6 protein-coding genes are annotated in these 13,453 nt (G+C 50.2%); 5 read left to right on the top strand and 1 reads right to left on the bottom strand.

Annotated features, from left to right (window positions below; genetic code table 11):
* Positions 1-224: 224 nt before the first annotated feature.
* A complete protein-coding gene (locus tag ACETMN_RS30945; RefSeq protein WP_017691838.1) occupies positions 225-1,676 on the top strand; it encodes a SulP family inorganic anion transporter in 1,452 nt (483 codons plus the stop codon).
* A gap of 442 nt (positions 1,677-2,118) precedes the next feature.
* Positions 2,119-3,726, top strand: a complete 1,608-nt coding sequence (locus ACETMN_RS30940; RefSeq protein WP_411735500.1) for a DEAD/DEAH box helicase — start codon at positions 2,119-2,121, stop codon at positions 3,724-3,726.
* Between the two features lie 492 nt (positions 3,727-4,218).
* Here ACETMN_RS30940 and ACETMN_RS30935 read toward each other — a convergent pair whose 3' ends face one another.
* Positions 4,219-5,151: a hypothetical protein gene (locus ACETMN_RS30935; protein ID WP_210109270.1), complete on the bottom strand. Its 933-nt coding sequence runs from the start codon at positions 5,149-5,151 to the stop codon at positions 4,219-4,221.
* Positions 5,152-5,559: 408 nt separating this feature from the next.
* Here ACETMN_RS30935 and ACETMN_RS30930 point away from each other — a divergent pair, with 408 nt between their 5' ends.
* From ACETMN_RS30930 to ACETMN_RS30920, 3 genes are all read left to right on the top strand, one after another.
* Positions 5,560-7,353, top strand: coding sequence for a vWA domain-containing protein (locus tag ACETMN_RS30930; RefSeq protein WP_091012807.1), 1,794 nt, complete (start codon positions 5,560-5,562; stop codon positions 7,351-7,353).
* A 259-nt stretch (positions 7,354-7,612) separates the two neighbouring features.
* The gene (locus ACETMN_RS30925; RefSeq protein WP_091012808.1) at positions 7,613-11,002 is read left to right on the top strand and encodes a tubulin-like doman-containing protein; all 3,390 of its coding nucleotides are present in this window, start codon (positions 7,613-7,615) and stop codon (positions 11,000-11,002) included.
* A gap of 1 nt (position 11,003) precedes the next feature.
* Positions 11,004-13,451: a transcription initiation factor TFIID gene (locus ACETMN_RS30920; protein WP_091012810.1), complete on the top strand. Its 2,448-nt coding sequence runs from the start codon at positions 11,004-11,006 to the stop codon at positions 13,449-13,451.
* The last annotated feature ends 2 nt before the right edge of the window (positions 13,452-13,453 follow it).

Genomic DNA, 13,453 nt, shown 5'->3' with positions numbered 1-13,453 from the left:
CGCAATTTGAGGTACAGGCCAAGATCAAGCTTGGGAACAGTGAAGTACGCGGAATTGATTATACTGTAGAAAGGATATTATTTATCCACGATTAGATGAATTTTGCGAACAGCATTCTGCTATTTGTGCTGTCTGTTGTAATGGGTCAGTGATGAACCGTATCTTTACCCATCAGGTGATAAGACAAATTGAGTTGATACACGTAGGAGGAACGGCAAGAACATATGAATACTTTAAAACAACAATGGTTTGGCAACATTCGCGGAGACGTGCTGGCAGGCATTACGGTAGCGCTGGCGTTAATTCCGGAAGCCATTGCGTTCTCCATCATTGCGGGTGTCGATCCGATGGTCGGGTTGTACGCTTCGATTACGATTGCGATTGTGATCTCGATCGCTGGTGGAAGACCAGGCATGATCTCGGCGGCAACAGGTGCCATGGCGGTACTGATGGTTGGACTCGTCAAGGATTATGGGGTGGAATATCTTTTTGCCGCTACGATTTTGACGGGCATTATCCAGTTTCTGCTGGGCATATTTAAGGTTGGGCGATTTATTACGTTTGTGCCTCATTCGGTACTGACGGGATTCGTGAATGCACTGGCTATCCTGATCTTTATGGCGCAGTTAACTCACTTCACGGGAGCGAACTGGATTATGTATGCGATGGTGGCGGGCACGCTGGCGATCGTTTATATTTTGCCGCGGTTCTTCAAAGGCGTTCCAGCTCCGCTGATTGCAATCATCGTGATGACGATTATTACCCTGGTGTTTCATCTGGACGTAAGAACGGTCGGCGACATGGGGAATATAACAAGCACTCTGCCGATGTTCCACTTGCCGAATATTGCATGGACTTGGGATACGCTAATGATTCTGCTGCCTTATTCATTCACGATGGCACTGGTTGGTTTGCTGGAATCTCTGCTGACCGCAACTATCGTGGATGAGATGACTGAAACCAAGAGCAGCAAGAACCGTGAGGTGCGTGGTCAGGGTATTGCGAATTTCGTGAACGGTTTGTTTGGCGGTATGGGCGGCTGTGCGATGATCGGGCAGTCTGTCATTAATGTGAAGTCTGGTGGGCGTGGAAGATTGTCCACGTTCACTGCGGGTGCGTTTCTTGCGATTCTGTTGCTGCTGTTCAGCGGTGTGGTGAAGCAGGTACCGATGGGTGCGCTCGTCGGTGTGATGTTTATGGTGTGTATCGGAACGTTCGACTGGAGTTCCATCAAAAATATTGCCCGTGTTCCGCGAGCGGAAGCCTTTGTCATGATTGTGACGGTGGCGATTGTGGTCTATACCCACGATCTGTCGATTGGGGTCATGGTCGGCGTTGTGCTCAGTGTGCTGCATTTTGGCTGGAAACAGACCAAAATCCGCGTACAGGCGAGCCAGGAACAAGGGCAGAAGGTGTACCGGGTTCACGGACCGTTCTTCTTCGGTTCTTCGTCCCGCTTCGTGGATGAGTTTGATGCAGAGGCAGATCCGAAGGAGATCACGATTGATTTCGGAGGTTCACATATCTGGGATAACACTGCGGTTGTGGCTATTGGCAAAGTGAAGTTTAAATACGCGAAGCTGGGCAAAACCGTGCACCTGCGCGGGTTAAACGAGGAAAGTTCCCGTATTCTTGAACGGAGTGGATTTGCCACAGCTGGAGGGCACGGTTCGTAACTTGGTTGGAACGAAGTAAACAGCGAATAGATAACATAAAAAGATAATTTATAATCAGCGGCGCACTTTTTCCGGAAATCGGGGAGAGGGCATCGCTGTTTTTTTATTAGAGCCTGAGGCATGCTAGGTCATATCCACAGATCAGCAACCTGAAGGCAGACTTAGAGTCTCTTACTACCCGACTTAAAGTCACTTGGTCGATACAAGTTACGCTGATCTTGGAATTTTGTGCTACAAGTTAGGGGGTAACGCTGTATCCCCTTTTGTTTTGCTTGACTAACGTGTAAACTACAGGGTATGGAGAAGAAGAGCAACGAGTGGATTGCTTTTTAAAAAATTCATTTCATAATCATGATTGATATAAGGAAAGCTAGTCTTGATTGCAGATACTGAAGTCTTTATGAAATGGACTTATCTAAATGAATATACAGAGGTGTAACGATTGGCAAACTTTGAACAACTGGGCATTCGCCCGGAATGGTGCGAGATCCTGAAACATCAGGGCATCGCCGTGCCGACTCCGGTACAGGAGCGTTCGATTCCGGTACTGCTGGGTGGACGCGATATTATCGCCGAGGCACAGACAGGAACAGGGAAAACGCTGGCATTTTTGCTGCCGATTATTCAGAAAATTAATGTATCCGACCGTTCGCCACAAGCGTTGATTATTGCGCCTACGCGTGAGCTTGCGCTGCAAATTACGGAAGAAGCAAAAAAGCTCACGGCAAACGACGATAAACTGCATGTGCTTGCCGTATACGGCGGGCAGGATGTGGACAAGCAACTGCGTAAATTGCAGAACGGTACCCAGATCGTTATTGGTACACCGGGGCGTCTGCTGGATCACTTGCGCCGTGGCACGTTGAAGCTGGATAATGTGAAAAAACTGGTGCTGGATGAAGCCGACCAAATGTTGCACATGGGCTTCCTGGACGATGTGGAGACGATCCTTAGCGAGCTACCACATAAACGTCAGACAATGCTGTTCTCAGCAACGATGCCTAAGGGCATTCGCAACCTGGCGAAGACCTACATGAAAGATCCGGAAGATGTGAAGGTATCTTCTCAATCTGTTATTCCGATCAAACAGATTCGTCAGCAGGTACTGGAATGTACGGATCGCGGTAAGCTTGAAGCGCTTCGGGGCATGATTGATACGTATCGCCCATACTTGGCGATTATTTTCTGCCGGACCAAGCGTCGTGCATCCAAGCTGAACCAAGATCTGCGTGAAGCAGGTTATGCAAGTGATGAACTTCATGGAGACCTGTCCCAGTCCAAGCGTGAGAACGTAATGAAAGCGTTCCGTGATGCCAAACTGCAAGTGCTGGTTGCTACAGATGTAGCTGCACGTGGACTTGATGTTGAAGGCGTTACGCATGTATTTAACTACGATATGCCGCATGATGCGGAAAGTTATATTCACCGGATCGGTCGTACGGGCCGTGCAGGTGGTACAGGTCTTGCTGTAACGTTTGCAACAGAACATGACAGACCGGAACTTGCACGTATTGAACAAGGTATTGACCAGAAGCTGTCCCGTATCCAGTGGACAAGCGAAGGTCCAATTGCTTCAACTGGAGCAGCTAGACGTTCCATCAACAGTCAAGGGGATGACGAACGTTCAGGCGGACGCTCTTCCGGAACAGGCAGTGCCCGTCGTGGTGCAGGCCGTAACGATCGCAGAGATGGCGGACGTGGAGGTCGTGGTTCCCGCGGCGGCGAAGGTGGACGCAGTGAAGGCGGCCGCAGTGGCGGTCGTAGCGGTGCCCGCAGCAGCGACAGCAGTCGCGGAGCAGCAGGTCAAGGTGGACGCGGTGCGGGTCGCAGTGGCGACGAGCGCAGCGCAGGTCGTGGTTCCGCGCGCAGCAGCGACAGCAGTCGCAGTGCAGCGGGCCAAGGCGGACGTGGTGCAGCTAGCAGCGGCTGGGCTGGCCGTAGCGCCGACAAGCGCACCTCCGGGCGCAGCAGTGAAGGCTCTCGCCGTCCGGAATCCGCAGGACGCGGACCGGCGAAGGGCGACCGTCGCGATTCTCGTCGCGGACGGTAAAGCCTTAGCGCAAGCGGCGATGTAGCCGCAATTGCGCAGGCACTGTGCCATGCCACAGAGATTGGCATGGCACATATGAGAGGGTTCGTGTACACATGTACCGAACCCTCAGATCAAGGGTCGCGGGCGGAACCACGTCGCGGCCCTTTTTCAACAGGACAGATGATTCTTTCCGCTTATTCTTTTTGTCATCTGCGAGTGCCTGTTTGCGCGCCTGCTTGATCCATGGAAGATGCCATTTAGATATTCGCCATCTAGTTTTTCTTCCTGTCCATGTACTTCGCATAGTACTTGGCAGACTGCCATAAAATTCAAAACACCTCATCCTAGACCTAAGGATGGGGTGTTTTTGGATGAATTCTTATATCATTAGAATCATAACATTTGATACCTGTTGCCGATGTGCATGCAGGGGTAGTTGAAATTCCATTCGTCTAGATACACGGAGTGAGTTTGCACTAAACTACGTTTTTCTTTCTCAATATATCATCCCTACAGCTGAACATCTGCGTATTGATCCCGATATTTCTCGTTATACACCCGACCTACCGACTCTGCCAATCCCCCGCGTGCCTTGCTCGGGTAGCGTTCAATCGTGTGATAAAGTCTCATGAAGCGATCCTTGGGCATAAAGCGGGCGTAGCGGGTAATAAGACTAGGGAATAACTCAATATATTTACTCTTGCGCACTGCAGCAGCAGCTACGGCTGTAAGTATCTGAATTCCATTGTGGAGCTGTAAAATGTTCACTTCATAGGTAGCGATATAACGAATCGCGTCTTCTCGGATCAAATCCGGCTTAAGCCGGGCAATCTCACCGATATATTCAGCGAGCAGCCGCTCGAAGCTGTGCAGCAGCAAGGGCTTGAGCTGCAAATCCATATCACTGCGCAGGACAAAGGATTGTAATAGCGCAACCTGTTGCAGTCGAATCCGGTCATTGTAGACGAGTGAGCCGATCTCGCGAAGCATCTCATAGGCCAGTGCTTCATCCTGCTTTCGGGCTTCAGCGACCAGGGCCCAGTTGCGGTTGATGCCCTGACGGATGAGTTCCTCGTCCTGTTGCAACGTGCGCTTCAACTCGCGCTGCTGCTCTACCTCGAACGAACGTTTCTGCATGAAGATCAGTAAGGCCAGAAGCAACAGGGAAACGCTGGCCGCTGCCATGGTCTGATCTATGGTTTCACCAAAATAGGTGGCCGCTGTACCGAACAATAGGGTAATGAACAGGTCGCGTGCAATTCGACGTTTCACACGGGAAGTCGCTTTCGCCTGAACGGAAATCAGGATACCCCTGCCGCAGGCTGTGCACTCATCTTCCCACAGGCAGGTATACTGTCCACAACGTCTGCAGACTTGCAACTTTTCATAGGCATAGGTCGTTCGATGAAATGGTCTTATGGATACAACTAGTTTAGTACTCATGCTCAATCACGCTCACCATTCAGAATAGTGTAGAGGGTACGATCCGTGCCTTCGCGGGAGACCGGTTTCCGCCGATGAAGCTGGAGTGAAATTACCTTTATGATGACAAAAAGAAACAATATGGCGAGGCATCCGTATGTAACCATAATCCGTTCCCTTCTATGGCTTGGTGAACAAGCGCTGTTATATTGCAGTTTGCTGGCAATAACTATATCATATTTCCATAGTTGGTACTTTTGTGCCAGTTCAGGGCATGAAATCGTCGATTTTTGTCAGTCATTACAAAACTGTAACTCAAGATAGGGGTGCTTTTCAGAATTTATTAGTAGACTGTTAAGATTTCCTTAAGGCTTGACGCCTATAATAAACTATTCCCATTTTAATCTCAAACGTGAAGGAGTACACCTAATGCTGCGGACACGCAAAATACGCTGGCTGAGCGGAACGATGGTTCTGCTGGCCATTCTAACGATACTGCTACCTCAGGCGTTGCTGCCACACGCTGCAGCGGCTCAGGCACAGACAAGCGGAATCGATGCGGTACTTGTAGCCGATGTAAGTAACTCAATGAATACAAGTGACCGTGACAAGATCAGTAATGAAGCCATGAAAATGTTTATTGATATGTTACCCGTTCAAGGGGACAAGGTAGGGATTGTAGCTTATACCGATCAGGTGGAGCGGGAAAAGGCTATGCTTACGATTCAGTCCGATGCGGACAAGAGCAGCCTGAAGGATTTTATTGATCAGCTCGGCCGGGGGCCATACACCGATGTCTCAGTTGGTGTCGCCGAAGCCGTCAACATACTGAATCATGGTGCAGATCCGTCTCACTCGCCAATGATCGTGCTGCTTGCGGATGGCAACAATGATTTTAACAAAACCAAAGGCCGTACACAGGCACAATCCGACGCTGATCTGGCGAAATCCGTGAAGGAAGCACAGGATCAGGGTATCCCGGTGTATACGATTGGACTGAACGCGGATGGCAAGCTGAACAAGGATGCACTCGCAGACCTCGCGAAGCAGACCGGAGGCAAGTCATTCATTACCGATACGCCGGATGATCTGCCACAGATTCTGAGTGAGATCTTCGCTGACCATGCCAAACTCAATGTGGTGAAGCTGCCCTCTGTAACAGGAAACGGCAGTTATCAGGAAGTTACCGTGAACGTGCCAAATGACAGTGTGCTGGAAGCAAATATTTCGATCATGTCCTCGAAGCCGGTGGAAGTGCAATTGACAGACCCTTCCGGACAAGCCGTTGACCTGAACTCGGACGCAGCAAAGCTCTCGACGTCGAAGAGTTATTCACTCGTGAAGCTGTTGAAACCCCAAGAAGGAGACTGGAAACTTCGGGTAAAAGGGGCTCCGAAAGACAGCATCGATATCAACCTGTTGTTCAACTATGATCTTCAGCTCGTTGTGGACCCAATTAAGACCAAGTCCTATACCAAAGGGGACAAGGTTGATCTTGCTGCCAAACTGGAGAATGGCGGTCAGCCACTTCAGGATAATGATCTGTATGCAGATATGAAAGCCACGCTGGTTGTGAAAGATGTGGATACAGGCAAAATTGAAGAACAACCCCTGGACAATACAGGTTCTGGTTTTGCCGGAACGTTTGAAGTACCGGACAATCATAACTATGAATTGGTCATCCGTGCGGAAGAAGACAGCTTCTACCGTGAAAGTGCGCCAATCACGATTAACGCAGGCGGAGCAACCGGAAGCGGTGCTCAACCGACCACGCCAGGCGGTGAACAAGACAAGCCGTTCCCTTGGTTACCTGTCATTCTGGGTGTTGTAGCCCTGATTGTGGTCGGTGTTGGTGTCTGGTTCCTGATGGGTTGGCTGAAACGCAAAAACCGGGGCTTTGTCGGTCAGATGATCGTTGAGATTCGTGATGAGAACACGGGCGACAAGTCATATCCACAATATAAAAAGCTGGTATCCTTCCGGGGCCGTTTCCATCTGCACCAGTTATTGCAGCTGGACCCTGAGCTGAAGGAAACCGAAAAATATGTATTTACGCCCAGCAATGGCGATCGAATTATAATTCGTAACACCGCAGGCGGTACGCTGGAGAAATCCGGTCGTGCAGTCGATGCAAGCTCAGGCGTTGAACTGAAGAACGGTGACCGACTGAGCATCCCGCTGCAACAGGCGGACAAAACGATTTTGATCGAGTATTTGGTGTGAAGGATTATAGCTAAGTGAATGTAAGCTATATAAGTTGAACTAATCCATTTACACGAGAACGCAGAGGACAGAAAAAAGCTGGAGAAGCGAAGCGTTCGCCTTTATCCCCTGATTTTCACCTTTGAAAAAAGAGAATCAAAAAATCTGGGGATAACAGCGATCGGAAGGTTGTTCTGTCATCGGAGTGGCAAGTGTAAATTTCTTTAGTTTGAATTGTATAGATTGAAGCATATGTGCGTTAATCAAAGGAGGACATGGAATGAAACCGATTGTTAGAGAACATATTCAGCAACTGGATGTATCACTTGGCGGAGGGATTGTCAGTGAGAAAATCCGGGTCGATACGATTGATAACCCCATTCTGATTATCGGTTTGGGAGGAACGGGAATTGACGCGTTGCTGCGTCTTAAATATCAGATCAACCGTCGTTTCAAGCTGCCACAGGACCCGGTATCCAAGAAAAAAATGGACAAACCGGACAATGTGGAGTTTCTGGCTTTTGAAACGAACGAACAGGATCGCGCCAAAAAGTATAAAGGAATCGGACTTGATCCGATCAATGAATTCGTATTGCTGTCCAATGCCGAGATTGGCGGACTTCTTCAAAACCGTAGTGTGCTGGAACCGTATATTACGGACTGGCTGTCTCCGGAACTGAGCATCACGGACGGCATGAATGGCGCCGCAGGTGTGCGTCAGGCTGGACGTCTGCTCCTGTTCACAAAAATTAATCAGGTCGTGCAGGCCATCGACAAAAAAATCAAAACCTTATCCGTAGGCACCAACAAAAAACTGATGGTGTTCCTGCTGACAGGTCTGTCCGGCGGTACAGGCAGCGGCTGTTTCCTCGACATTTCCTATATCGTGCGCGGTATTATAGAACGGGATCACGGCTCTGCCGGAATTGACCGCGTGAATACGCTTGGCTATCTGTTCACGCCAGACGTGAACCTGTCCAACAAAAGCTTGAGCGAACACACGCGCGAATACATTCGCAAGAACGGTTATGCTGCGCTCAAAGAGCTGGATTACTGGATGAACGTGGATAGCCGCGGTGAGCGATTCACACAGAAGTACGGCAATATTTTAACCGTTAACTCACCATTGCCGCCATTTAACCTGTGTCATCTGATCTCTGCGACGAATACCGAAGGCAAACTGCTGGAGAACGCCTACGATTACTGCATGAACGTCACGGCCGAGAACATTACCAACTTCATGGCAAGTGAGGAGAAGCAGTCGGGTGAGGAGTTCGCGATCCATGACTATATCAGCAACATTCGAACCAACATCGCACAGATGAACAAGGTGTACCCGGCCAACTATGATTACAACATCATTGGTGCATCTTCGGCTGTACTGCCGATTGAAGAGATGACCACGTATCTGGCATATCGCATGTTCGACAAAATGAACACCATGTTCTCCAAAGCACCGAACCAGGAGGATACCGAGAAGTTTGCCCGCAAGCTGGGCATTGATCTCGAAAGTGTGGTCAAGTCCTTTGAAGCCCGCGTGCCAGAGCCGCTGCCTGGATATCAGAACAGCGAGCGCCTATCCTATGGCAACGTGGTGAAATCCCAGGTTGTGAATATGGACACCGAACTGGAGCAGAACTTCCTGGCACGTGCCCGTGAAGAATATATCAAGGCGAAGAAACAACTGCCGGGTGAGATTGCCGGTCAGTTTACCGAACAGATCCGTCGAATGTTTTTGCATCCAGAACAAGGTCCGTTCTATGTATCTCGTCTCATTTATACGGAAAAAGGGTTCTGTGTACTGAAGATGATTCAATCGTACATTGAAACCCTGCGTGAGAATGCCTTCCGCATTCCGCGTGATATTGAAGCAGCTCAGGAGCAGTCCGAAGAGAAGTTGGGCGATGCAAAGAGTGCTTTTGTCTCCAAAGAGAAGAAAAAGAATGCTTATATTGAAGCAAAAATTCATGAGTACTGGCTGCACGCCGACGTGGAACGTAACGATCAGATGATCGAGTTCTATGAAGATCTGTATGAGTTGCTGAACCAGGAAAACAGCCGCATTTATAACGTATTTACCGAAACGCTGAATGCCCTTAGCTCGATATTTGCCAAGAACGGTGACCTGCTGACACGCGGCGAAGAACAAGCCGATCACAAAGGCAACAAAACATATTACTGGAACGTTGTAAGTGTACCGGATATCGTCAGTGTGGTGGACGGGCTGTTGGATAAGCGTGATACAGATGATCTGATCCGCGACTTCTCCCGTGAATTGCTGGAAAACTCCAGCCAGTGGGTGAAAGAGAACGAGATTGATATCGTCAGCTCCATCTCCGACTTCCTGAGTGAGAAATTCGGCGATCTGATTACCCGTTCCATGGAGGATTTCCTGGTAATCAAATATGGTCAGGATGAGTCGGTCGAGAAATTCGTGGAGCGTTTTATTGCCGGCAAGCTGGATGACGAGGCTGTTCCGGTGTTTAATCTGAGCAACAGTACGGGCAGTCTGCATTTCCCTTCATGGGGATTTGTATCGGTACCGGCACAGGCGCCGGGCATTCTGAAAGGGATTCGCAATTATCAGAACAATGCGGTGGGCAAATCTCATTTTACCGTCAAGGAAAGTGAAGTGCGTAACCGGATCTTCTGGCTGAACACACGAAACGGGGTACCGCTCTTTGTGTATACACCGCTCAAAGTATATGAGGAAAGTTATGAACGTACCATTTTGGACAAAGAAGGCATTGGTCGTCACTTGGTGCAAACGGAGAAAAACAACTGGACCTATCTGCCGTCTCCGATTCCGGAGAAATCATGGGGAGATGTGTACGAGAACGCCCGTGTGAAGCAGTATAATGCCCGTGTGCGTAACGAATTCGAGCAGGCGCTCGGATACAACATTGTGACAGCCAAATCCATTGATGAGAATACAAGCAACCGGTATGCGATTGTGACAACAGAAGCGTTTGATTTGTCTGCCAAACTGGGAGCCTACGACATGCGTCTGACGTCCACCACGCCGAACCTCGGCGAAGTGAAGCGGGCGGTGATTGAGCTGAAACGTCTGCAATCCGAAGGGTTGCCGCGTGTAGGAGTTAAGGATATTTTCGGAAGTATTAATGAAGATATGGCCAAAGAAAACCTGGTACGCTCCCCGCAGCTGATCGCACGTGTACGTGAGGAACTGTCAAAGATGAATGCCATCTCGGCCAAAGTTGCGGAACTCGAAGGCATTCTTGCCCAGTACCAAGACGAAGAGCAGTGGTATGACCGCTTCATCGAAGCGTTATATACTGACACCATCGTCAAAAAAGGTGCGCTCTACGTCTATGACCGTGACCCGGAAGAAGACGCATGGGAGCCGTTCGCAAACCTGATGAAGAGCCGTAACTTTGCCGAGTATGAAGTGTTTGGCAACTTCCGCGGTCTGGCGGAGAAGGATCGTAGTACATTGCTGCGCAAAGCCTCCCGCCGCGATAACGATCTCACGGCTTCAGAGGATATCACCCCACTGCTGACAAAGCTGGATGATCTGGCTGCGCTGTTCATGGAATCACGTGATCGTCTGGAATATGAGCGGGTAGAACTGGCTAACGGAGAAGATATCTATCAGTTTTACAGAACGATGTCGTCCAAGCTGAACGACATTCGCAGAAGGCTGAAGTAAGATGGTGACCGGGATGGAGTTCAATTCGAACAATACCCTGAAGCGCGATCTGGAGAAGTATGCAGCACAGTATGCAATAGAGCAGGAGCGTCAAGGCAGCCTGGGGGATGGACGCAGCAGTATCCATTACCCGGCTTTGTTCCTTTTCGTGGGTGATCTGGTTGCACCTGCCGTGTCTGCTGTGCAGGAGATCAATCGGCTGAAATGGGATAACGGAGACGGTGTGGTCTACGTTCAGATTGGGACAGAAGATCAGGAAGCGGGTTCGGGTGAAACGAGGACTGGTGGCTCGTCCGATGACGGTCAGGTGACTCGTCACCGCTTGCCTCTGTTCGCTGGGCAGACGGAGCGACCGTCCAAAACACGGCGTAAGGATGTACACCGCAGTTTCCACGAATCGGATCGGGCGCTCTTTGATCTGAATCGTACGCTTCGTCGGGTAAGTAACCGGATTGCCGAATATGGACGGCTGTACTCGTCATTTGATCGGATTTACGTTACGGTGGTAACCAGGGCGGATGATCCGCTGAATGTATTGTTGCCAGAGCTCACCAAGCTGACGGAGATCATTTTGTCCCAAGCCTTCAAGTCGGTGCAAACGGATCTGCATGTATTGGTCAGCGAGATGGAACAGGTGGATTCCTTTGGATATGCCAGCGCAGCAGGCCTTGCTTTTCTACGGGAGCTGGATTATATGCAGTCGCTGGACTACACGTTCAGCTGTAATCTGCTGGTGACGGAGGATGGGATCTCCATTCCCGTTACACATCACGCGTCCCCGTTGTATGATCTTGTATATCTGTTGTCCGACAAAAATGAGCGTGGAACCGGCGTTCCCGGTGGCTGGATCGAAAATGCCGAGATCATCTGCCGGATCTGCCTGTTGAAGAACCGGAAGCAGGATGCAAATCACTCGGGTAGCGTTTCAAGCACGGGAGCGAACACATACAACAATACATCCTTCAAAAACAATATTCGCACCACCTCTGATCAGCATGGTTATGCAAGTGCGGGTTTTGCCGAGATCAGGCGGCCAAACAAGCCGATAGCACTGGCGGTGTTATATCACATGTATCGGTATCTGCTCGCACGCATGCGGCAGGAGCCGGATTGGAGCATCAAGGACAAGCTCGCTTTCTTCGGACTGGACGCGGCCTCGGTGGAACGTAAAGTTGAAGGCCTGCTGCCGAGTGAAGATCTGGTTAGTGGCATGAGTGGCATCATGACGCATAACGTCAGTTTCTCCGATCTGAAGCCGATCTCGCTTCGTGAAGCGGAGAGAGCGTTGTTCGGACAAGGCGCTGAAGCGTACTTCCGTGATAACGTTGTCCGTCTTGTTGAAGAGCGTGTGCGCGAGCGCAGTTCTACCGGCTCTCTGCGCCGTCAGGCCGAACAATCCCGCGCGGAGCATCCAGAGGTTGGTTACTTCCAGTGGGCAGCCTGGAGTGACGGTGAGCCTGGCAGTGTACGTGAAGCGCTGCTCGGACTGATTCGGGATAAATCGATGCAACTTGAATCGGCACGTGCTCTGCTGGAGCAGCGTCAGCAAGAGCGGGTGGAAGATCAGTCGTTCAAACGTGCGTTGTTCCGTGATAAACAGAATGTACGCAATCTGATTGACTGCATGCTGGAACGAGTGTATGTACCCAAGGTAGACTTGTTGCGACTGGAAAATGAATTACATCTGCTGCGCATCTACGATACGGAGATGGAAGAACTTCACCGATATAGTCGCCACGTCACAGCAGCCCTTGAAGTGTTGGAACGTACACTGCGAGAAACGGCTGCCCAAAGTATCGCCGCTGCGGATGAATACATCGGCCAGAACGTGATGGAATACTACGGCAAAGTGACGGAAGAGCTAATCACCGACCTGGAAGCCAAGCGCGGACGGGACGTATGGTTTGAGGACAGGTATATGGGAGATATGAACCGCCTTGCAACGGAAGGCGATGACCGTCTGCTGAAACGGTTGATGGAGGTATGTCACTCGTTGCTACTTACGGCCGAGCCATTGCGATTGCCATTTGAAGAAGAGCTGTTGCAGCGGGCCAATGTAACGATTGCCTACGGAGACAAAGACGTATTGACCCGGGATGATCTGTTCCGCAGGTTATACCACACACTGGAGGATCAGGCAGTTGTTCGGGTACGGGTATTCGATTATACGCAGGAACATCGGTATGAAGAGAAGTATTTCTTTGGTGACCATCATAGTGCTTTCATGGACTACGCGGCGCATGCCGAAGAGACGTCACGCATCTACAAGCTGGGTGTGGTGTACGAGGAACGCAGCAGTGGTGTGGAGAAGCTCAATCTGATGGGAGGTTTCCATCTGGAGGATCTCATGGTGTATCGGAACGGCAAGGTATATTATGACTCGTACACGGAGAATGGATATGAACTTCACCCCGCAGGTCTGGCGGAAAAGTTGTCACCCATCCGTTAAGA

Origin of the sequence: Paenibacillus sp. M2 (assembly GCF_046713495.1) — a bacterium.
Classification (GTDB): domain Bacteria; phylum Bacillota; class Bacilli; order Paenibacillales; family Paenibacillaceae; genus Paenibacillus; species Paenibacillus amylolyticus_B.
This window is presented reverse-complemented; position numbering and strand designations above follow the sequence as displayed.